16 protein-coding genes are annotated in these 21,193 nt (G+C 71.0%); 8 read left to right on the top strand and 8 right to left on the bottom strand.

Going from position 1 to position 21,193, the window contains the following annotated elements; all coding sequences use genetic code 11:
* Positions 1 to 2 precede the first annotated feature (2 nt).
* Genes QWI33_RS16225 through QWI33_RS16215 form a run of 3 tightly spaced genes read right to left on the bottom strand, consistent with a single transcriptional unit; the run spans position 3 to position 1,580 of the window.
* Positions 3 to 674, bottom strand: coding sequence for a MogA/MoaB family molybdenum cofactor biosynthesis protein (locus QWI33_RS16225; protein ID WP_289958184.1), 672 nt, complete (start codon positions 672 to 674; stop codon positions 3 to 5).
* Positions 662 to 1,129: a cyclic pyranopterin monophosphate synthase MoaC gene (gene moaC / locus QWI33_RS16220; RefSeq protein WP_289958183.1), complete on the bottom strand. Its 468-nt coding sequence runs from the start codon at positions 1,127 to 1,129 to the stop codon at positions 662 to 664. The genes QWI33_RS16225 and moaC overlap by 13 nt, the downstream gene beginning before the upstream one ends.
* A gap of 46 nt (positions 1,130 to 1,175) precedes the next feature.
* Positions 1,176 to 1,580: a hypothetical protein gene (locus tag QWI33_RS16215; RefSeq protein WP_289958182.1), complete on the bottom strand. Its 405-nt coding sequence runs from the start codon at positions 1,578 to 1,580 to the stop codon at positions 1,176 to 1,178.
* A gap of 122 nt (positions 1,581 to 1,702) precedes the next feature.
* On the opposite strand from QWI33_RS16215, the gene QWI33_RS16210 reads away from it, so the two are divergent.
* Positions 1,703 to 2,068: a hypothetical protein gene (locus QWI33_RS16210; RefSeq protein ID WP_289958181.1), complete on the top strand. Its 366-nt coding sequence runs from the start codon at positions 1,703 to 1,705 to the stop codon at positions 2,066 to 2,068.
* On the top strand, positions 2,061 to 2,465 hold the full coding sequence (locus tag QWI33_RS16205; protein WP_289958180.1) for a hypothetical protein: 405 nt from the start codon (positions 2,061 to 2,063) through the stop codon (positions 2,463 to 2,465). The genes QWI33_RS16210 and QWI33_RS16205 overlap by 8 nt, the downstream gene beginning before the upstream one ends.
* On the opposite strand, the gene QWI33_RS16200 is transcribed toward QWI33_RS16205, so the two are convergent.
* Positions 2,462 to 3,043, bottom strand: coding sequence for a TetR/AcrR family transcriptional regulator (locus QWI33_RS16200; RefSeq protein ID WP_289958179.1), 582 nt, complete (start codon positions 3,041 to 3,043; stop codon positions 2,462 to 2,464). The two genes, QWI33_RS16205 and QWI33_RS16200, sit on opposite strands and share 4 nt — an antisense overlap.
* A gap of 77 nt (positions 3,044 to 3,120) precedes the next feature.
* Here QWI33_RS16200 and QWI33_RS16195 point away from each other — a divergent pair, with 77 nt between their 5' ends.
* A complete protein-coding gene (locus QWI33_RS16195) occupies positions 3,121 to 4,131 on the top strand; it encodes an NADP-dependent oxidoreductase (protein ID WP_289958178.1) in 1,011 nt (336 codons plus the stop codon).
* Positions 4,132 to 4,138: 7 nt separating this feature from the next.
* Here the strand turns inward: QWI33_RS16195 and QWI33_RS16190 are convergent, their stop codons facing one another.
* The 4 genes from QWI33_RS16190 to QWI33_RS16175 all read right to left on the bottom strand — a co-directional run bounded on the left by QWI33_RS16190 (position 4,139) and on the right by QWI33_RS16175 (position 9,145).
* A complete protein-coding gene (locus tag QWI33_RS16190; RefSeq protein ID WP_289958177.1) occupies positions 4,139 to 4,747 on the bottom strand; it encodes a hypothetical protein in 609 nt (202 codons plus the stop codon).
* 9 nt (positions 4,748 to 4,756) lie between these two features.
* Complete coding sequence (locus tag QWI33_RS16185) at positions 4,757 to 5,998, bottom strand: hypothetical protein (RefSeq protein WP_289958176.1); 1,242 nt, start codon at positions 5,996 to 5,998, stop codon at positions 4,757 to 4,759.
* A gap of 97 nt (positions 5,999 to 6,095) precedes the next feature.
* Entirely contained in the window at positions 6,096 to 6,725 is a 630-nt protein-coding gene (locus QWI33_RS16180; protein ID WP_289958175.1) for a hypothetical protein, read from the bottom strand.
* The gene (locus tag QWI33_RS16175; protein ID WP_289958174.1) at positions 6,722 to 9,145 is read right to left on the bottom strand and encodes an FtsK/SpoIIIE domain-containing protein; all 2,424 of its coding nucleotides are present in this window, start codon (positions 9,143 to 9,145) and stop codon (positions 6,722 to 6,724) included. Before QWI33_RS16175 ends, QWI33_RS16180 begins: the two co-directional genes overlap by 4 nt.
* Positions 9,146 to 9,473: 328 nt before the next feature.
* On the opposite strand from QWI33_RS16175, the gene QWI33_RS16170 reads away from it, so the two are divergent.
* The 5 genes from QWI33_RS16170 (at position 9,474) to clpB (ending at position 21,152) form a co-directional block, all read left to right on the top strand.
* Complete coding sequence (locus QWI33_RS16170) at positions 9,474 to 10,127, top strand: hypothetical protein (RefSeq protein WP_289958173.1); 654 nt, start codon at positions 9,474 to 9,476, stop codon at positions 10,125 to 10,127.
* Between the two features lie 227 nt (positions 10,128 to 10,354).
* Positions 10,355 to 12,451, top strand: coding sequence for an SPFH domain-containing protein (locus QWI33_RS16165; protein WP_289958172.1), 2,097 nt, complete (start codon positions 10,355 to 10,357; stop codon positions 12,449 to 12,451).
* Positions 12,452 to 12,523: 72 nt separating this feature from the next.
* The gene (locus QWI33_RS16160) at positions 12,524 to 17,434 is read left to right on the top strand and encodes a DNA repair ATPase (protein ID WP_289958171.1); all 4,911 of its coding nucleotides are present in this window, start codon (positions 12,524 to 12,526) and stop codon (positions 17,432 to 17,434) included.
* 114 nt (positions 17,435 to 17,548) lie between these two features.
* Complete coding sequence (locus tag QWI33_RS16155) at positions 17,549 to 18,250, top strand: hypothetical protein (protein ID WP_289958170.1); 702 nt, start codon at positions 17,549 to 17,551, stop codon at positions 18,248 to 18,250.
* 298 nt (positions 18,251 to 18,548) lie between these two features.
* The gene (gene clpB, locus QWI33_RS16150; RefSeq protein ID WP_289958169.1) at positions 18,549 to 21,152 is read left to right on the top strand and encodes an ATP-dependent chaperone ClpB; all 2,604 of its coding nucleotides are present in this window, start codon (positions 18,549 to 18,551) and stop codon (positions 21,150 to 21,152) included.
* The last annotated feature ends 41 nt before the right edge of the window (positions 21,153 to 21,193 follow it).

The raw sequence follows: 21,193 nt of genomic DNA, 5'->3' as shown, positions 1-21,193 counted from the left end.
TCCTAGTGGGCGTCGGTGTCGTCGCCGGGCGCGTGCGCGGTGTCGGTGCCGCTGGACCCCGGTGCCGCGCCGGAGTCGGGCCCTACTGCGCTCTCGCCGGGCGCGTGGGTCGCGCCGGTGCCGTGCACTTGCGCCACGCTCGCCACGTCGCTGAACTCCGGCGTCGCGCCGGGGTCCTTCGCCGCGTCGGTGCGGGCGTGGTCGCCGCCGTGCAGCTGCGACACCGCGTGCTCGATGAGTTCGGCGGTGAGCACCGCGAGCCCGTCCTTCGCGGCGCCCGCGGACCCGGCGAGGTTCACGATCAGCGTCTTGCCCGCGGTCCCGGCGATGCCGCGCGAGAGCGCCGCGTGCGGGGTCTTCGCGAGTCCGGCGGCGCGGAGGGCCTCGGCGATGCCGGGGACCTCGCGGTCGATGACGCGGCGCGTCATCTCCGGTGTCAGGTCCAGCGGGGTCAGCCCGGTGCCGCCCGAGGTGACGACCAGGGCGAACCCGTCGTCCACGGCGTCGCGCAGGGCCTGCTCGACCTCGTCGCCGTCGTGCACGACGACGGGCCCGGCCACGTCGAATCCGGCGGCGGCGAAGCCCTGGATCAGGATCGGCCCGGAGGTGTCGACGTAAACGCCGTCGGCCGCGCGGTTCGATGCGACGACCACGAGTGTGCTTATCGGTGCCATGTGCCGGTCTTCCCTCCGAGTTTCTCCTCTACGCGGACATCGGTGACGACCGCGGCGGGATCGACGGCTTTCACCATGTCCACCAACGTCAACGCCGCCACGGACACGGCCGTGAGGGCCTCCATCTCGACGCCGGTGCGGTCGGTGGTCTTCACGCGCGCCGCGATCTCGACGCCTTCGTCGGTCACCGTGAGGTCGAGCTTCACACCGCTGATCGCGATCGGGTGGCACAGCGGCACCAGGTCCGGCGTGCGCTTCGCCGCCATGATCCCCGCGATCCGGGCCGTCGCCAGCGCATCGCCCTTCGCCAGCGAGTTCTCGCGCAGCGCCGCGACCACCTCGGGGGTGGTCAGGAGCCGCCCGGTCGCGAGCGCCGAACGGTGCGAGACGTCCTTCTCTGAGACGTCGACCATCCGGGCGGCCCCGGTCGAGTCGACGTGCGTGAGGTCTGCCATGCCGCGAAGTCTAGTCGCGCGGTGGGACGCCGCCGAGCTTCCGAGCTCAGTCGTCGCGGCGGGAGGACCAGAACGCGACGTTGGCGAGGCCTGAGGTGAGCACCGCCGGTCCGGCGATGACCAGCGGCATGACGGCCATGAAGCGCGAGGTCAGCCCGAGGCCGGGCAGCGGGCCGATGAGGATCTGCGGTTCCATGCCGGGCTCGAAGTCGGCGAGGACCGTGATCGTCTCGGTGCCGCCGTCCCCTTCGTAGGTCGCGGGCGAGCGCATCCAGGTCCCGTCGCTGCACCAGGTGCCGACGCAGTTCGGGGATGCGCCGTCGTCGAGGACGGTCACCTGGTGGTACTCGCCCCAGAACAGGTACGAGACGCACCACACGACCACGGCGGCCGCGAGGGCGAACCAGATCGCGAGGGCGAGGGCGGCGGCGCTGAACTTGAAGGCGCGCATGGGAGTGGTCCACTTCGATCAGAGGGGGCAGAGGGGCTGCCGGGGCCAGACCACGATACGCGCCGGCCACTCCGCAGTGCGGCCTCGGAGGCGCCGCCGGGGCCCTGTATTAGCGTCGAGGCGTGATCGAATGGCTCTACCTCGCCGTCCAGGCCGCCGCGCTGCTGATGAGCGCCTGGTTCTTCGTGGACACGGCCCGCTCCCAGCTCGTCGGACGCCGCCACCTCGTCGGCGTCGCGGCGCTGGAAGTGCTGCTCCTGGCGCAGCTCGCGGTGTCGATCGCGATCGTGCCGGGCGAGGCCGGCGACGGGAAGGCCCTGTTCTTCTCCTACCTGGTGACGACGATCCTGGTGCCCGTGGCGGCCTGCTTCTGGGGCTCGATCGACCGGAGCCGGTGGGGGATCGGGACCGTGGCGGCGTCGGGGCTGATCTGCGCGGCGCTCATGCTGCGCGTGCACCAGATCTGGGAGCTGCAGGTCAATGTCTGAGACCGAGGCGGCGCCGCGGGCGCTCGCGGCCGGGTTCGGGCGCCTCATCGTGCTGGTCTACGTGGTGTTCGCCGTCTCGGCGGGGGTCCGGGCCGTGTTCCAGGTGGTGACGAAGTTCGACGCGGCGCCGGTGAGCTTCACGCTGAGCGCGATCGCCGCGCTCATCTACCTGGTGGCCGCGATCGCGATCATCCGCGGCGCGGGCGCCCTCGCGATGCTCGCCGTCGGCGTGGAGATGGCCGGGGTGCTCGCGGTGGGCGCGTTGAGTTTCGCGGTGCCGCACTGGTTCCCGGAGCCTTCGGTGTGGTCGCACTTCGGTTCCGGGTACGGCTATGTGCCGCTGGTGCTGCCCGCGGTGGGCCTGGTGTACCTCTTCAAGCGCCGCAAGGGCGCTTAAGCCCGGTCGATGAGGTCGAGGGCGGTGTCGATGCTGCTGAGGGCGCTGGCGTTGTCGACGCGGGTGAGCGCGTAGGCGGCCACGACGAGGGCCGTGCAGGTCTCGGTGAGCCGCTCGACCTGGTCGGCGGGCAGGTCGGCGAGGTGGCGGCGGAGTCCGCTGCCGATGGCGGCGCGCAGTTCCGCGCGGTAGGCGGCGACCGTTTCGCGCACGGTGGCGTCGTCGGCGATGGGCGCTCCGGCGGTGTTGATGAGCAGGCACCCGTTCGCGGAGGTGAAGGAGCCGGCGCGTTCGAGCCCGGTGCGCAGGCCGTGCAGGTAGTCGAGGATCGCGTTGGGTGCGGGGAGCTCGGCCTTGAGCGGCTCGAGCCGCGGGCGCACGATCTCGTCGAGGTATGAGGCGACGGCGGCGTCGAAGAGGCCGCGTTTGCTGCCGAAGGCGTTGTAGATGCTCGATCGGCGCAGTCCGGTGGCGGTTTCGAGCGCCGGGATGGAGGCGGCCTCGTAGCCGTGCTTCCAGAACACGCCTCGGGCGGCCCGGACCACTTCACCGGTGTCGAAGGTCTGCGTTCGCCCCATGACCGACCTCTCTTTGCGTAATGATCGTTCCAGTATATATTAGTAGAACGACCATTACAAAAACGAGGGGAACCGACATGTCAGAGGCCGTCAGCACCCAGATCCAGCTCGTCCGCCGCCCGCAGGGCTGGCCCGAGCCCGAGGACTTCCGCATCGAGAAGGTCGCCTACGGCGAGCTCGAACCCGGCCAGGTGCGGGTCGCGAACGCGTTCCTCTCGGTCGACCCGTACATGCGCGGGCGCATGAACGACGCCAAGAGCTACATCCCGCCGTTCGTCCTCGGCGAGACCATGACCGGCGGCGCGGTCGGCCGCGTCGTCGAGTCCGCCGCCGAGGCCCTCCCGGTCGGCTCGGTCGTCCTCCACCAGTACGGGTGGCGCGACCTCGTCCAGGAGGACGCCGCCGGGTTCACCCTCGTGCCCGAGATGCCGGGCGTGCCGCTCTCGCTGCGCCTGGGCATCCTCGGCATGACCGGGATGACCGGCTACGTCGGCCTCACCGCGATCGCGGACCTGCAGCCGGGCGACACCGTCTTCGTCTCCGGCGCGGCGGGCGCCGTCGGCACCGCGGTCGGCCAGATCGCCAAGCTCCTCGGCGCGGGCCGCGTCATCGGCTCCGCCGGCAGCCCCGAGAAGGTCCGCCTCCTCACCGAGAAGTACGGCTACGACGCCGCGTTCAACTACAAGGACGCGCCCGTCCGCGAGCAGCTCAAGGCCCTCGCGCCCGACGGCGTGGACGTCTTCTTCGACAACGTGGGCGGCGACCACCTCGAGGCCGCGCTCGACGTCATGAACCGCGAGGGGCGCATCGCCGCCTGCGGCGCGATCTCCCTGTACAACAGCACCGAGCGCAAGCCCGGCCCGGACAACCTCGCCAAGATCATCCAGCAGAGCCTCACCATCAAGGGCTTCACCCTCGGCGGCTACACGCACCTGCGCGAAGAGTTCGGCACGCGCATGGCCGAATGGTTCGGCCAGGGGAGGATCGCCTACGACGAGACCATTGTGGACGGCGTTGAGCACGCGGTGGACGCGCTGCTCGACATGATGCGCGGCAAGAACACCGGCAAGATGATCGTCCGAGTCTGAGCCGCCGCTACGAACGCTCGCAGGCGTCGGCGGCTGAGGTCAGGAACTCCAGCGCCGACGCCGCGTCGTTCGCGCCGCCGGTCCGCAGGCGGCCGCGATGCCAGCCGATCACCCAGTTCGCCCGCACCATCCACGAATGGTCGAGCGGCCCTTGACCACGCAACGCCGCGAGCACCGCACTCGCGGAACCCGGATCGGCCGCGGAGACCACTGATCCCTGAGGAGCCGGCACCGGCAGGCATGGGGCATCGGGCTTGAACCAGGCCGGAGTCTCGTTCGCGACCAGCAGATCCGGCACCGCCCGAACCAGTTTCACCGCCGTGAACCGGTGAGGGACGTTGCGGCGCTTGCGCTTGCTCCAGACCAGGTTCTCGAACCCGAGCACGTGCCGCCCCTGGTGCGAACCCGCGAACGTGTCGGCCACCGGCTGCACGAACGGCACGCCCAGCATCTCCAGCTCGTCGAACCATCCGGACGAGGCGTCGTCCCCAGGGCGGCCCTCCGCGTGGAACCGCAGCCCGAGCGAAGCGGCGAACGCCGACGCCCGGCGGCGCCGCGCGGCCCGCGAAGCCTCGCCGAACACGACCTCGGCGATCCCTTGGACGAACGACTCCATGCGCGGCTCCTAGGCCAGCTCGTTGTACTTCGCCTCGAACTCCGCCGCGGCGACCTCGTCAGAGGAGCAGTATGCCGCCTTGCAGTCCCGCAGCAGCTGCCCGTGCCCGTTGAGCGACTCCGAGAGCTGCCCGGTCGATGCGGCCGCCTCCTCGCACGAGCCTTGGTACGACGAGGCGAAGAAGAGTCCCGTGAGCCCCCAGGTCATCTCCTCCGAGGCGGCCCCGGACGCGACGGTGTTGATCGACCCGCCCCTGCCCGCCAGCCCCTCGAGCTGCCCTGCGAGGGCGTCCAACTCGTCCAGGTCGACGGTGAGGCCCTGCGCGCTCAGCGCCGAGAGCGAGACGGTCAGGCCGGACCCGCCCGACAGCTGCTGGTAGCCCGTGGTGGCCGCCCCGAGGCCGCCGGTGACGCCGATGCTGACCAGCCCCTTCATCAGCACGGCCTTCCACAGCGGCTTGCCCGCGGGCAGGAAGAACTTCTCCAGCAGGGGCGCGATCTTCGCGAAGATCTTGCCCGCCTTCGCGAACTTGTCGATCGCCCGCGAGATCGCGTTCATCGCCTTCACCATGCCGCTGAGCAGGAACTCCGCGAACGCCGCGCCGAACGTGAACGAGCTGGCCGCCAACGCGACCAGCCCCCGCATGATCAGCCACGACACCAGTTCGGCGAGGATCGACTTGATGACGTCGTAGATCGTCTGCGCGACCACCTCGGCCCAGGCCAGCAATTGCTTGATACCGGCCGCCTCGTGCCCCATCGCGCCGATCGCGGCCGACAATCCGTACAGCTGGTTGTAGGCCGCGTCGGCCGCCGAGCCCTGCCAGTTCGGGATGCACGTGTCGACGGCGGTGCCGACCTCTTCGCTCAGCGCGCCCAGCGCCTCCTCGACCTGCCCCCAGACCTCCTGCTGATGCTGCATCTGGCCCGGGTCGCCCGAGACCATCTCGAGCAGGTCGTTCAGCGGCGTCACCAGCTCCAGCAGGATCGTGAGCCCGGCGTTCGCGAGCGCGTAGACGGGGTCCTTGATGGCCATGAGCCCGCCCACGGCGAGCATCCCGAGGTCGGCGGCGATGCCGCCCGCGGCGTCGGCGACGGACGTGTCGCCGTTGACGGCGTCGTTGATCTCCTGGGCGATCCCGTACACCGGCTTGGCCAAGGGGATGTCGTTCGCGATCCGTTCGCCCGCGCCGGGGTCCTGGACCGGGGCGTACTGGGTGATGTTGGAGCCGTGCTCGCTGGAATCGGACATGGTGTCAGCCGTTCTGCTCGCGCACCGCAGGGCGAAATCCGGGGGTGGGAACGCCCCCGCGCGGTACTGCTCCTGCGACTATAAGCCGCGAATGCCACTAGCTGAAGAACCCCAGACAGGCCACGACCAGGGTCGATGCGCACACGACGAGGCCGAGGCGGTAGTTGCGCTCCAGGCGCTTCTCCTCGTCGCCGATCCGCGGGCGGGCGGCGACACCGATCGTCAACCAGCCCAAGCCGAACGCCCCGAGCGGCGCTCCGATGAGGACCGCTGCGAGCAGGACGATGCCGAACGTGTCCTCCGCCCGCAGGTTGCGCAGCACCAGCAGCTGCACCACCACGCACAGCAGCGCGAACAGCCCGTAGATCAGCCCGTTGCGCTCGTCCGCGCGCCAGCGCGGCAGCAGCGGCGCCCGGTGCGCGAGGTACCTTGCCTCCTCGAGTTCCGCGCCCGCCGTCCGCAGGTCGGCCTCGGCGGCGTCCAGGTCCGCGGTCGGATCGCCGTGCAGCGGCGGGGGGTTCGGGACGCGCTGCGGGGGCGCGATGCGGGCGGCGCGGGCGAGGTCGTCGACGGCGGTGCGCTGTGCGGCGGCCTGGTCGGCGAGGCGGGCCGTGCGCTGGCCGAGCGACTCGGCCGCCGAGGCCGTGCGGGCGGCGGCCTCGGCGGCGCTGCGGCGGGTCTCGTCGAGGCGGCGCAGCTGCGCGAGGTAGTCGTCGAAGGCGCTCACTGGCGGGTCCTCTCCATCGGGGCGCTGCCGCCGCTGCGCTGCGGTCCCGGCCCGTGGTCTTCATTGCGGGAGAAGGGGACCACGAGTTTGCCGCCGCCGGTGTCGGCGTGGCGGTCGATGAGCAGGGCCCGGCCCGCGCGCGGGCTCCAGTGCTGGAACTGCTGCCCGAAGTGGCTCATGATCTCGCCGCCGGGGAGGTTGAGGACGAGCGCGCACGCGACGTCCTCGCGGCCCGCGGAGCCGCCGATGTCGTCGGTGAAGCGGCGGAGGTTGCGCCACCAGCCGAGCAGGTGCACGTCCCGGGCGGGCCCGGTGCGCAGGAGCGCGCGCAGTGCCTGCTGCGCCTTCATGTCCAGGGCCGCGGCGTCGAGGCCCCACGCGGCGATCACGGTGCCGTCGGGGATGGCCGCGAGCGCCGCCGCGAAGGCCTCGGGTGCGATGCGGTCGGCGGCCGAGCGCAGGTCGGCGCTGCCGGTGAAGTCGACGGCGAGGATGCGGGAGCCGTTGCCCGCCAGGCATTCGACGGCCGCTTCGAGGGCTTCGCCGCCCACCGGGTCGGAGCCGAGCACGGCCAGGTGCCGGCCGGGGCGGCGGTCGAGGTCGACGCCGGCGGCGTCCAGGCGCAGCGAGACCTCGCGGCCGAGCAGGGCGCGTCCCGGCTTCCGTTCCCCCGGAAGGGTGTCGGTGAGGTGCACGGGCCGGTAGCCGTAGAACACGCGCGGCGCGCCGACGCCCGCGTGGGCCTCGCCGAGCTGCTCGCGCAGCCGGTGCATCACATGCGTGTCGGTGTCGGGGAAGCGCGCGATGCGGTCGGCCCCGGCCGTGCCGCCTTCGGTGTTGACGACGACCTGGCCGAGCGAGATCCGCGACGCCGCATCGTTGTTCGTCTCCAGCACGGTGCGGGCGCCGGGGAGGGCGATGCGCATCGGGAACTGCCCGAAGATCGAGTCCTTCTTCGCCCACAGCGCCTCGATGCCCGAGACGGTCTGCGAGGCGAGCACGAGGTGCACGCCGTACGAGCGGCCCTTGCGGGCCAGGTTCTCCAGCAGCGCAACGGCTTCGGAGGCGACCCGGTCGTTCCCGGCGAGGAGCACCTGGAACTCGTCGGCGACGCACACGATCCGCGGGTACGCCTCGTGCTCGCGCAGGCCCGCGAAGGACGCCACGCCGTACCGCTTCATCACCGTGGAGCGGCGCGTCATCTCCTCGTTCAGCGTCTTGAGCACGGCGAGCCCGTACTCGCGGTCGGACTCGACGCCGACGGCGCGCGCGTGCGGGATGAAGCTGGGGTCGCGCTCGGTCGGGATGAACTCGGTGAACGAGACGCCCTCCTTGAAGTCCAGCAAAAACAATGCCAGATCCGAAGGGGCGTAACGGGACGCGAGCCCGTACAGGACGTCGAGGAGGAACACGGTCTTGCCGCCGCCGGTGCGCCCGCCCACGAGCCAGTGCGGGGTCGCGTCGTCGAACCGCAGCCGCACCTCCCCGGCCGCGTCGCGTCCGATGAGGACTTCCAGGCCGCGCGACGGGTCGCCCGATTCGGGCCGGTCCGGGATGAGGTCGGCGAAGGTGAGGGTCGCGGCGGCCTTGGCGCGATCGGCGAGGCGCAGCGCCTCACCGGCCACGAAGGACGGATCGAGGGCCTCGGGCCAGTCCACGGGCGCGGCCAGCCGCTCCCCGCGCCCGAACGGCGCCGCGGGCGGGTTCGTGATCGCCACCGCGCCCGCCTCCGCGTGCATGACCGCGGCCTGCGGCAGGTCGGGCAGCCCGCAGCCGAGGACGGTGACGCCGTGCGCCAGGCCCGAGCGGGCCAGCGCGTAGACGCGTTCGACGAGCTGGCGCGGCGCTTCGCCGAGTGAGGCGACGACGAGCAGCATCCGGTCGGTGCGGCGTCCCGCGATGTGCTCGGCCACTTGGGATTCGGCCAGGGCGACGGCGTCGGCGGCGGCGCGCGCGTCGGTGGCGACCGCTTCGATCACGCCCGCGTCGGCGAGCGGGCGCAGCGGTGCGAACGACGCCCCGAGGGTCGCGGTGTCGATCCCGACCACCCGCAGCCCGCCCGGTTCGCGGGTGGCCACGGCGTGGAGGATCGCGGTCCGCACGAGGGTCGCGACGCCTTCGACGCGGGCGTCCACCGAGGTCGCGAGGTGCCCGCGCACGCCGAACGGCACGATGAGCGGCACGGTGCGTCCTTCGTGGAGCATCACGCGACCGGCGTGGAGCAGTTCGGGGTCGGTGCGCAGCTGCTGCGCGGAGGCGGCGGCCGCGTCGGCGATCTGCCGCTCGGCCGCGAGGAGCTCGGGGTCCACCGGGGTCTGGAAGGCGGCGTCGCCGAGGCGCTGCGCCACCTGGGCGAGGCGGGCGGCGGCGGCGTCGCAGCCTGCGGCCGCGTTCGCCAGTGCGGTCGGGAAACCGGGCACCGGACCTCCTTGCGCGATGTGAGTGACGGCCTGTCCGCCTTGCGGGCGGACGAGCTGTTCGACCGGTCACACCATATCGCGGAGAGGCTCCCCGGGCCTGCCCAGTGCCCGGGCCTGGACGCGAGCCCGGTGGCGCCCGCCCGCAGCGCCGGTCGGCGGGCCGGACCGTCCGCTTTGCGCAACCTTCCCCGGAGTGGGCGCGTGCATTACCCTAGAAGCAGGCTCGATCTCGCTGACCCGGAGAGACCGGCCGAACGCCTACAGCGCCGCAAGCGCCCGCATCCGCCGCCCGCGGGCCCTCGGCTTCGCCAAGAAGGACCCGTGCCCCATGAGTGAGTTCCTGGATATAGCCCTATCCTTCCCACCGGTCGTCTTCTCGTTCGGCCTCGTCGTCGTCGTCCTGTACTGGATCACCGTGATCATCGGCGCGCTCGACGTCGACATCGTCGACGTGGGGGACGCCGAGCTCGACGCCGGAGGCGGCTTCTGGTCGGCCTTCGGGTTCGGCGCGGTCCCGTTCACCGTCGTCCTCTCGCTGTGGATCACCTTGGGCTGGATCGTGACCGTGCTCGGCACCAGCTGGGTGCGCAGTGCCGACATGTTCATCCCGCCCGCCCTCACCGGCACCGCCGTGCTCGTCGCCGGGATCGGCGTCGGCATGCTCGGCGCCAAGCTCCTCACCCGGCCGCTCGGCCGGCTCTTCGAGGACGCGCCCGCCACCGCGCACGCCGACCTCGTCGGCAAGGTCTGCGTGGTGCGCACCGGGACCGTCACCCTCGACTCGGGCCAGGCCGAGATCACCGACGACGAGGGCAGCCTGCTCCTCATCAACGTGCGCCGCTCCCCGCACGAGCCCGAAGGCCTCGACGAGGAGCTGTTCGCGCGCCACTCGAAGGTCGTGGTCTTCGACTACGACGAGGTCGAGAAGGTGTTCCTGGTCGTGCCGGTGGCGCTGCCGCCGGGCCTGGTCATGGAGTCCTGACCTCCGCCGCACCGTGAGTTCACTCCCACCTCACAGTGGACCGTCATGTATTGCCACGGTGTGCCCGGTTTGCGCTCTCCCGGTTTCGTGCCTCGAGCACCCTCGCGTACCCACGACATGGCGCACCTTGGTTAGGGTGTGGTCACGCCCGCCGCGGCGGCGTTGACTCGCGCGTCGCCCTGCACGTCAAGTCCCCGTTCCCCCGAAGTCTCGTTAGGAACCATCGCATGGACGCCACCAACTCGGCGACGCTGATCACGTTCGTGGTCGTCGCGGTCGTCTTCATCGGCCTGCTGCTCATGATCATCCGGCTGTACCGCAAGGTCGCGCCCGGCCAGGCCCTCGTCGTGACGAAGCTGCGCACCCGCAAGGTCTCCTTCACCTCCGCGCTGGTGCTGCCCATCATCCACCGCGCCGAGTACATGGACATCTCGGTCAAGACCATCGAGATCAACCGCGCGGGCAAGGACGGCCTGATCTGCCAGGACAACATCCGCGCCGACATCTCCATCACGTTCTTCGTGCGCGTCAACGCCACGGTCGAGGACGTCATCAACGTCGCCGGCGCGATCGGCACCAAGCGCGCCTCGGACCAGAGCACGCTGCAGGAGCTGTTCAACGCCAAGTTCGCCGAGGCGCTCAAGACCGTCGGCAAGCAGCTGGACTTCACCGACCTGTACACCAACCGCGACGAGTTCCGCGACCGCATCCTCAACGTCATCGGCACCGACCTCAACGGGTACTCCCTCGAGGACGCGGCGATCGACTACCTCGAGCAGACCCCGATGGACCAGCTCGACCCCAAGAACATCCTCGACGCGCAGGGCATCCGCAAGATCACCCAGCTCACCGCGATCGAAGCGGTCACCACGAACGAGCACCGCCGCACCGAGGAGAAGGAGATCAAGCGCCAGGACGTCGAGGCCAAGGAGGCCGTGCTCGAACTCGAGCGCCGCCAGACCGAGGCCGAGATCCGCCAGCAGCGCGAGATCGAGACCCTGCGGGCCCGCGAGTCCGCCGAGGTGCAGAAGGTCCAGGCCGAGGAGCGCCTGAAGAGCGAGACCGCGCGCATCAAGACCGAAGAGGCCACGGGCATCCAGCACGAGAACCGCCTCCGCGAGATCGCCGTCGCCGAGAAGAACCGCGAGCGCGTCATCGCCGTCGAGACCGAGCGCATCGAGAAGGACCGCATCCTCGAGGTCGTCAGCCGCGAGCGCGAGGAAGAGCTCGCCCGCATCGCCGCCCAGAAGGAGCTCGAGGCGCAGAAGCGCGACATCGCCGACGTCATCCGCGAGCGCATCGCCGTCGAGAAGACCGTCGCCGAGCAGGAAGAGGGCATCAAGCGCCTGCGCGCGGTCGAAGAGGCCGAGCGCGAGCGCCAGCGCGTGATCATCCTCGCCGAGGCCGAGGCCCAGGAGAGCCTGGTCAAGGACATCAAGGCCGCCGAGGCCGGCGAAGCCGCCTCGAAGCACCTTGCGCGCCAGCGCCTCACCGAGGCCGAAGCCGCCCAGCAGGCCGCCGAGCTCGAGGCGCGCGCCAAGATCCGCCAGGCCGAAGGGGACCAGGCCATCGCGGCCGCCCCGGGTCTGGCCGCCGTCCAGGTCCGCGAGGCCGAGGCGGACGCGATCGAGAAGGGCGGGCTCGCCGAGGCGAAGGCCGCCGAGGCCAAGGGCCTGGCCGAAGCCGAGGCGCAGGCCGCCATCGGCAAGGCCGAGGCGACCGCCACCTCCGCGAAGGGCCTGGCCGAGGCCGAGGCCCAGGCCGCGAAGGGCACCGCCGAGGCGAACGCCCTGCGCGAGAAGCTCCTCGCCGAGTCCATCGGCCTCACCGAGAAGGCCGTCGCGATGGACGCGCTCTCGGACGCCAGCCGCGGGCACGAGGAGTACCGCCTGCGACTGGAGATGGAGAAGGAGCTGCGGGGCATGGAGATCGAGGCCCGCCGCTCGATCGCCGAGCAGCAGGCCGGGGTCATCTCCGCCGGGCTCAGCAACGCCGACATCTCCCTGGTCGGCGGCGACACCCAGTTCTTCGACCGGGTCGTCGGCGCGATCGGCTACGGCAAGGCCGTCGACGGCTTCGTCGCCCACTCCGAAGTGGCGCAGTCGGTCGCGGCCACGTGGGGCAACGGCTCCACGTCGTTCGCCGAGGACCTCAAGGGCGTCCTCAGCGGTGTCGGCAGCGAGGACGTCAAGAACCTGACGGTCTCGGCCGCGCTCGTCAAGCTCATGCAGGGCGGCGGCGACCACGACGTGCTCTCCGGTCTCCTCGGCAAGGCCAAGGAACTCGGCGTCGCCGAGAAGCCCGCGCTCGAGATCGCCAAGTAGGTCATCGCACGGGACCGCGGCCCGCAGGGTCGCGGTCCCTCAGTCCGACTCCCAACGCTCCCAGGGGAACCCATGGCCGAAGAGAAGTCCGCCACCGAAGCGCCCGCCGCTGCCGCCCTCGACGCCGGCACGTACGAGGTCCTCTCGTCCCGCCTCGCCGACTTCGCCGACGAGCTCGCCGGGCGCGCCGAGGCGCTCAACACCGCCCGCACCGACGCCTTCGGCTCCACCGGGCTCACCCTCCTCGGCACCACCCGCATCCGCACCGCGAACAACTGCGTGCCCCGCGACATCGCCCGCGTCGGCGACCGCCTCCTCTTCGGCTACAACGTCCACATGGGACTCAAGTCCCAATCCGAGGTCGGCGACGTCTTCGCGCTCCACGACTTCGAGCGCGAGGGCAGTGAGTTCGCGTTCACCGAGGTCACCGAGCCCGGGCACCTCCTCGACCAGCCGAAGTTCACCGCCGACTTCACCGAGATGTACCGGTACTACCGGTCCACCGAGCTCCTCCAGGTCCGCGAGGTCGACGGCCGCCTCCTCGCCGTCTTCAAGATCGGCGACAACCTCGCCGACCAGCGCGTTCTGCGCTGGGCGCTCGCCCCCGGCAAGGAACCGGCCTATATGGACGCCCGCGGCGACGCGGACGCCGTCTGGCCCGAACCTCACGACTTCGAGTGGACCCCCACCGGCCGCGAGCACCATGTCACCGGCCGCCACCCGCACGTCTCCATCGAGGACGAGATCTTCGTCGAGTGCCTCGGCGGCGACCTCACCGTCAAGATCGAGGACAACACCGAGACCGGCGAGGGCGTCTACTCCGAGCCCGTCGCCGAGCCCCTGCAGTCCCTCGCGGACGCCGACATCGCCTACGCCCGCATCGGCCCCCTCATCCTGCTGAAGATCCTCCCCTACAAGGAGACCGTCACCCGGTACCTGATCTTCAACTCCCGCACCGGCACCATCGTCCGCGCCGACGCCATCGGCCAGGCCTGCCGCCGCCTCCCCGAGGACCACGGCCTCATCTTCCCCGGCGGCTACTACCTCAACGAGGGCAAGCTCAAGACCTTCGACCACGACGTCACGGACCTCCGCTTCAAGCGCGTGATCCGCTCGCCCAACGGCGAAGACGTCCTCTTCGTCTTCTACCACGAGGTCGAGGGCCGCTCACTCCTCCTGCCGTACAACGTCATCCGCAAGGAAGTGGCCGCTCCGATGAGCGTCCACGGCTACGCGGTCTTCGACGACGGCACCCTCGCGGCCTTCCGCTTCACCGGCGAGCAGGCCACCCGCGTCCACCCGATGCAGATCTGGTCCACGCCCTTCGTCTCCGAAGCCCACGCCGCCGCAGCGGAAACCGGCGACACCCCGGTGCACCGCATCGGCAACGCCGAGGCCGTGCGCGCCGTCTCGGACGCGCTCTCCGTGGCCCGCATGGTCCGCGAGATGCAGCCCGCCCAAGCGGTCTTCGAAGCCCTCATCGCGGCCGCCACCCGCTGCCTCGACGACTACCCGTGGCTCGGCGACGACGGCCTCCACGGCCTGGACGAGAGCCTCGCCAAGGTCCGCGACACCGCCGAAGCCGTGCTCGACGAGTACGCCACCGTGGCCGAGCTGACCGCCGAGGCCAAGAAGTCCCTCGAACTCGCCCAGACCGACACCGTGAAGCTCCTGCGCCGCGCCCGCGGCGAGGCCCCCAAATCCGCCGAGCAGTGGGTCGAGCTCCTCGCCGAGCTCCGCGGCGCGGGCGGCCACCTGGTCACCCTCCGCGAGACCCGCTACATCGACCTCGCCGGGATCGACGCCCTCGCCGCCGAGGTCACCGAGACGCTCGACTCCACCGGACGCCGCGCCGTCGCGTTCCTGGAGCGCGAGGACGCGTTCGCCGCGTACTTCGAGCAGGTCGCCGACCTCGAGCACAAAGCCGAGGCGATCGGCTCCGTCGCCGAGTCCGACCCGCTCCTCAAGGACCTGGACGACCGCCAGCGGGGCCTGGAGACCCTCACCGAAGTCGTCGCGACCCTGGAGATCGGCGACGCCGTCGTGCGCACCGCGATCCTCGGGCGCGTCTCGGAGGTGCTCGCCGCCGTCAACCGCGCCCGCGCCACCCTCGCGGCGCGCCGCCGCGAACTCGCCGTGGGCGAAGGCAAGGCGGAGTTCGCGGCCGAGTTCGCGCTGCTCGGCCAGTCCGTGACCGCCGCGATCGCCGCCGCCGACACGCCGGCCGCGTGCGACGAGCAGCTGGGCCGCCTCCTGCTCACCGTCGAGAACCTCGAGACCCGCTTCGCGGACTTCGACGAGTTCCTGACCCGGTTGGCGGACAAGCGCACCGACGTCTACGAGGCGTTCTCCGGGCGCAAGCAGCACCTCCTGGACGAGGCCGCCCGCCGCGCCGAGCAGCTCGCGCAGTCGGCCGACCGCATCCTGGAGGCCGTGGCCCGCCGCACCGCCACACTGTCCTCACTGGACGAAGTGAACACGTACTTCGCCACCGACCCGATGGTGGAGCGCCTCCGCAAGGTCATCACCGAGCTGCGCGGCCTCGACGACACCGTGCGCGCCGAGGAGATCGAGGGCCGCATCAGCGCCGCCCGCGCCGAGGCCGGGCGGGCGCTCTCCGACCGCCTCGACCTCTTCGACGGCGACGCCGTCAAGTTCGGCGAGCACCGCATCCCCGTCAACACGCAGCCGCTCGACCTCACCCTCGTGCCCTCCGGGGACGCGCTCGCGTTCTCGCTCACCGGCACCGACTACCGGCACGTCGTCACCGACGCCGGCTTCAGCGACACGAAGCCGTACTGGCACCAGTTCCTCCCCTCGGAGAACAACGACGTCTACCGCGCCGAGCACCTCGCCGCCGCGCTCCTGGCCGAGCACGGCCCCGCGAAGCTCCTCGCCGAGGACCTCCCGGCGTTCACCTCCACGGCCGCCGCCGAACGCTACGACGAGGGGTACGAGCGCGGCGTCCACGACGCCGACGCCGCCGCGATCCTCGCCGAGGCCCTGCGTCTCTACGCCGCGTCCGGGCTCCTGCGCTACCGCTCGGCCGAGCGGGCCGCCGCCCAGCTCTACTGGGGGCACGGCATCCCGAAGGAGGAGCGGATCGCGATCCGCACCCAGGCCCGGTCGCTCGCGCGCGCCCGCGCCGTGTTCGGCCGCGCCGACGCCCTCGCCGACCTCGGCGCGGACCTCGGCGAAGCCGTCAACCACTACCTCAACAGCACGCTGCTGCCGCTCGAGGTCGACCCCGACCTCGCGGGGGAGTACCTGGTCGAGGAGCTCGCCGACCCCAGCGGCGGGTTCGCCGTCTCGCAGCGGGCGCGCTCGCTCCTGGCCGCGTTCGAACGCCAGATCGGCCCGGGTGCCAAGGCGGACTTCGAATCCGACCTGCGCGCCCTCGAAGGCGACATGACCTCCAAATGGGAGCTCGCCGCCGTCTGGCTCGAGTCGTTCCTGCGCCAGGCCGAACCCGATGGCTTCGACGAGGCGGACCTCCCCGAAGCGCTCGCGGTGATCCTCGCCGAGGTCGACACGTACGACGTCACCGCCGAACTCTCCAGCCAGGTCACCGGCCTGCTCGGCACGCACGCCCGCATCGAGGGCCGCGTGCTGCCGCTGCGCCTGGACGAGTTCCTGGCCCGCACCGGGCGGTTCCGCCGCACCGTGCTCCCCGGCTACCGGGCCTACCAGCGCCGCCGCGCCGAGATCATCGAGACCCACCGCCGGACGCTGCGCGTCGAGGAGTTCAAGCCCAAGACGATGGCCGGGTTCGTGCGCAACCAGCTCATCGACGACGTGTACCTGCCGCTCATCGGCTCGAACCTCGCCAAGCAGATCGGCGCCGGCTCGGGGGAGGGGCGCCGCACCGACCAGTCGGGCATGCTCATGCTCATCTCCCCGCCCGGCTACGGCAAGACCACGCTCATGGAGTACGTGGCCGACCGGCTCGGGATGCTCCTGGTCAAGGTCAACGGGCCCGCGCTCGGGCACGAGACCGTGTCGGTGGACCCTGACGACGCGCCGAACGCGACCGCCCGCGCCGAGGTCCAGAAGATCAACTTCGCGCTCGAATGCGGCAACAACGTGCTGCTCTACCTCGACGACATCCAGCACACCAACCCCGAGCTGCTGCAGAAGTTCATCTCGCTGTGCGACGCGCAGCGGAAGATGGAGGGCGTCTGGAACGGGCGCACCCGCACGTACGACCTGCGCGGCAAGCGGTTCGCGGTGTGCATGGCCGGCAACCCGTACACCGAGGCCGGCCAGAAGTTCCGCATCCCGGACATGCTCGCCAACCGCGCCGACGTGTGGAACCTCGGCGACGTCCTCTCCGGCCGCGACCAGGTGTTCGCGCAGTCCTACATCGAGAACGCGCTGACCTCGAACAAGGTCACCGCGCCGCTCGCCGGGCGCGAGCGCTCCGACACGTCGATCCTCATCCGGCTCGCGAGCGGCGACCCGACCGCCGCGCCCGAAGCGCTGCAGCACCCCTACAGCGCGGGCGAGCTCGACCAGCTTCTGTCGGTGCTGCGCAAGCTCGTGCGGATCCAGAAGACCGTGCTCGGCAACAACCTCGCGTACATCGCGTCCGCGGCGATGGACGACAGCGCCCGCACCGAGCCGCCGTTCCTCCTCCAGGGCTCCTACCGGAACATGAACCGGCTCGCCGAGCGGGTGGTGCCGGTGATGAACGACGACGAGCTCGAAGCGGTGATCGACGACCACTACGCGGGCGAGGCGCAGACGCTCGCGTCCGGCGCGGAGGCGAACCTGCTCAAACTCGCCGATCTCCGCGGCCGCCTCACTCCCGAGCGCGCTTCGCGTTGGGAGGCCGTGAAAGAGGCCTACCGCCGCGAGCAGACCCTCGGCGGCTCGAGCGACGATCCGATGTCGCGAGCGGTCGGCGCCATCACCTTGCTCTCCGACCGCGTCAAGGGCATCGAAACGGCTTTGCAGCAAAGGAGCGGCACCGAACTGGAGTAAGTCCTCTCCGCTGGCCCGGACCTCCCCTGGCACCCGGTACGCTCTTGACAAAAGCTTGGCGCGTAGCCCGTAGTGCCCCTGCAGCCGCTAACCATCGAATAAGGGAGGTCCCCCGTGCCGACGAAGACGGGAGATAAGGTCCGGATCATCGTCCTGGGCACCGGCCCCGACGCCGAAACTGCCCGCCTCATCGCCGAGTCCGACGCCGATGTCGCCCTCGCCAAACAGTTCACCAAGACCGTGACCCACCTGGTCATCGACGACACCGTGAAGGCCACCGAGGCCCGCTTGAAGAAGGCCGAGGAGGCCGGCGTGCCGGTCCTCTCCTTCGCCGAGTTCAAGGCGCTGCTGGTCGCCGGCGCGGAGGACGAGGTCGAAGAGGCAGAGGTCGTGGAGGCGGAGCTCGAAGAGACCCCCGCCGAGACCCCTGCGGCCGTGGTGGACGCCGAGCCCGAACCCGAACCCGAGCCCGAACCCGTCGACGAGCCCGGTCCCGTGGGGGTCGAACCCGAGGCCGAGCCGCTCGAGGAGCCCGAGCCGGTCGCCGACCCCGACCCCGCCATCGCCGACGAGCCCGGACCCGCCGCGGAGGCCGAGCCCGAGGCCGCCGCGTCCGAGAAGGACGCCGGCAAGGACGCCGTGGTGGAGCCGGTCGCCGAGGCGATCGACGAGCCCGAGGAAGTCCCGGCCGACCCCGAGAAGTCGGTCCCGCACCAGGCGGACGCCCCCGCCATCGAGACCGACGCGAAGGGCTCCAAGCCGTCCTTCATCGACAAGATCAAGTCGATCTTCGGCCTCAGCACCGCCAAGAAGTAGGTCCCGCAAGACCACGAGGGCCCCGAGCCGCACGGCTCGGGGCCCTCGGCGTCGGACCTGGCAATCGCGCGAGGTGGAATCCGGCCGTCGCCACGCTGACGCATACGCCCCGGACCGGCGGCCTCGAGGCTTTACGCTACGGGCGAAACGGATCGAACCCGTCCCGGGAAGTTGAGTCGGATACACTCAACTTCGGGCCGCTTCGGCAGCCGCGCCCCGGTGCGCCGGCCCTCGGAGCACGAGGCCCGCATTCCTTGGACACCATTCCTGTCGGACATCGCAGAGGAGCAGGGGAACCGTGGACGTCAACCGTCTGACCACCAAGAGCCGTGAAGTGATCTCCCAGGCCGCGCGCACCGCGGCCGCCGGCGGCAACCCCGCCGTCGAACCCTGGCACCTCCTCGACGCGCTCCTCACCGTTGACGGCTCCACCGCGCCCGGCCTGCTCCAGCTCGTCGGCGTCACCCCCGGCACCGTCTCCGCCGAGACCGAGCGGCGCATCGACGAGCTCCCCTCGGCCTCCGGGCCCTCCGTCTCCGAGCCGTCCATGGCCCGCGAATCCCTGCGCGCCATCAACGCCGCAGACAAGCTCGCCACCGACTACGGCGACGAGTACGTCTCCACCGAGCACCTCATCACCGGCCTCGCCCAGGCCGGCGGCGAGGTGGGCACGTTCCTCGCCGCCCAGGGCGCCACCGACAAGAAGCTCCTCAGCGCCTTCCCGACCCTCCGCGGCGGCGACCGCAAGATCTCCACCGCCGACCCCGAGCAGGGCTACAAGGCCCTCGAGAAGTACGCCGTGGACCTCACCGAGACCGCCCGCTCCGGCAAAGTGGACCCCGTCATCGGCCGCGACACCGAGATCCGCCGCGTCATCCAGGTCCTCTCCCGCCGCACCAAGAACAACCCGGTGCTCATCGGCGAGCCCGGCGTCGGCAAGACCGCGATCGTCGAAGGCCTCGCCCAGCGCATCGTCGCCGGTGACGTCCCCGAATCGCTGCGCAACCGGCGCGTCATGCTCCTCGACCTCGCCAGCATGATCGCCGGCGCCCAGTACCGCGGCCAGTTCGAAGAACGCTTCAAGTCCGTCATGGAGGAGATCAAATCCTCTGACGGCGAGATCATCCCGTTCATCGACGAGCTCCACACCATGGTCGGGGCCGGCAAGTCCGAAGGCTCCCTCGACGCCGGCAACATGCTCAAGCCCGCCCTCGCCCGCGGCGAACTCCACATGATCGGCGCGACCACCCTCAACGAGTACCGCGAGCACATCGAGAAGGACGCCGCCCTCGAACGCCGCTTCCAGCAGGTGTACGTCGGCGAACCCACCATCGAGGACACCGTCGCGATCCTCCGCGGCCTCAAGGAGCGCTACGAGGTCCACCACGGCGTGCGCATCACCGACTCCGCGCTCGTCGCCGCCGCGCAGCTCTCCGCCCGCTACCTCCCCGACCGCAGGCTGCCCGACAAGGCCATCGACCTCATCGACGAGGCCGCCAGCCGCCTGCGCATCGAGATCGACTCCCGCCCCGAGGAGATCGACACCATCGAGCGCGCCGTGCGCCGCCTCGAGATCGAGGAGACCGCCCTCCAGAACGAGAAGGACGACCCGGCCTCCGCCGAGCGCCTCGCGTCCCTCCAGCGCGAACTCGCCGACGAACGCGAGAAGCTCGCCGCCCTCTCCCGCCAGTGGGAGTCGGAGAAGCACCGCATCGGCAAGGTCTCCGAGCTGAAGGAGGAGCTCGACGACCTCCGCACGCAGGCCGAACGCGCCGAACGCGAATACGACCTCGAGAAGGCCGCGCAGCTGCGCTACGGCCGCATCCCCGAACTCGAGCAGCAGCTCGCCGGGGCCGAAGCCGAACTCGCCAGTGCGGACACCGACCCGAACACCCAGCCGATGCTCAAAGAGGAGATCGACGCCGACGAGATCGCCGACGTCGTCTCAGCGTGGACCGGCATCCCCGCCGGCCGCCTCCAGGAGAGCGAGACCCACAAGCTCCTCCACGCCGAGGAGGTCCTGGGCGAACGCGTCGTCGGCCAGCTCGAGGCGGTCACCGTCGTCTCCGACGCCCTCCGCCGCGCCCGCGCGGGACTGTCGGACCCGAACCGGCCCACCGGCTCGTTCATCTTCGCCGGGCCCACGGGCGTCGGCAAGACTGAACTCGCGAAAGCCTTGGCGCAGTTCATGTTCGACGACGACCGGGCGATGATCCGCATCGACATGGGCGAGTACACCGAGCAGCACTCCACGGCCCGCCTCATCGGCGCCCCGCCCGGATACGTCGGCTACGAGGAAGGCGGCCAGCTCACCGAGCCCGTGCGCCGCCGCCCGTACTCGGTGGTCCTCCTGGACGAGGTCGAAAAGGCCCATCCGCGGGTCTTCGACACGCTCCTCCAGGTCCTGGACGACGGCCGCCTGACGGACGGCCAGGGCCGCACCGTCGACTTCCGCAACGTCATCCTCATCATGACCTCGAACCTCGGCTCCTCGGCCCTGGTCGACCCGCTGCTGGAGGACACCGCGAAGCACGACCAGGTCATGGCCGCCATCCGGTCGCACTTCAAACCCGAGTTCCTCAACCGCCTGGACGACATCGTCATCTTCCACGCGCTCGCCCACGACCACCTGAAGTCGATCGTCGACGTCCAGCTGCGCCACCTCGAGCACCGCATGGAGACCCGCCGCCTCAAGCTCGCCGTCAGCGACGCCGCCAAGTCCTGGCTCGCCGACCGCGGCTTCGACCCGGTCTACGGCGCCCGGCCACTGCGCCGCCTCATCCAGTCCAGCATCGGCGACCCGCTCTCCCGCGAACTCCTCGAAGGCAAGATCATCGACGGCGACACGGTCCAGGTCGGCGTGAGCGAACAGGGCGACAAGCTCACCGTCGCCAAGAGCTGATCGAGGCGGGGCGGCGTCACGACGCCGCCCAGCCCCCCACA

This window comes from Glycomyces tritici, from assembly GCF_030403505.1.
Note: the sequence above shows the minus strand (reverse complement) of the source record. Positions and strands in the feature narration are given on the sequence as shown.

Bases quoted from the DNA above. Each gene is read 5' to 3' on its own strand.
- moaC (WP_289958183.1), bottom strand. From the start codon at position 1,129: ATGGCAGACCTCACGCACGTCGACTCGACCGGGGCCGCCCGGATGGTC.
- QWI33_RS16160 (WP_289958171.1), top strand. From the start codon at position 12,524: ATGGCCGAAGAGAAGTCCGCCACCGAAGCGCCCGCCGCTGCCGCCCTC.
- QWI33_RS16185 (WP_289958176.1), bottom strand. From the start codon at position 5,998: ATGTCCGATTCCAGCGAGCACGGCTCCAACATCACCCAGTACGCCCCG.
- QWI33_RS16205 (WP_289958180.1), top strand. From the start codon at position 2,061: ATGTCTGAGACCGAGGCGGCGCCGCGGGCGCTCGCGGCCGGGTTCGGG.
- QWI33_RS16170 (WP_289958173.1), top strand. From the start codon at position 9,474: ATGAGTGAGTTCCTGGATATAGCCCTATCCTTCCCACCGGTCGTCTTC.
- QWI33_RS16195 (WP_289958178.1), top strand. From the start codon at position 3,121: ATGTCAGAGGCCGTCAGCACCCAGATCCAGCTCGTCCGCCGCCCGCAG.
- QWI33_RS16165 (WP_289958172.1), top strand. From the start codon at position 10,355: ATGGACGCCACCAACTCGGCGACGCTGATCACGTTCGTGGTCGTCGCG.
- QWI33_RS16190 (WP_289958177.1), bottom strand. From the start codon at position 4,747: ATGGAGTCGTTCGTCCAAGGGATCGCCGAGGTCGTGTTCGGCGAGGCT.
- QWI33_RS16225 (WP_289958184.1), bottom strand. From the start codon at position 674: ATGGCACCGATAAGCACACTCGTGGTCGTCGCATCGAACCGCGCGGCC.
- QWI33_RS16215 (WP_289958182.1), bottom strand. From the start codon at position 1,580: ATGCGCGCCTTCAAGTTCAGCGCCGCCGCCCTCGCCCTCGCGATCTGG.
- QWI33_RS16200 (WP_289958179.1), bottom strand. From the start codon at position 3,043: ATGGGGCGAACGCAGACCTTCGACACCGGTGAAGTGGTCCGGGCCGCC.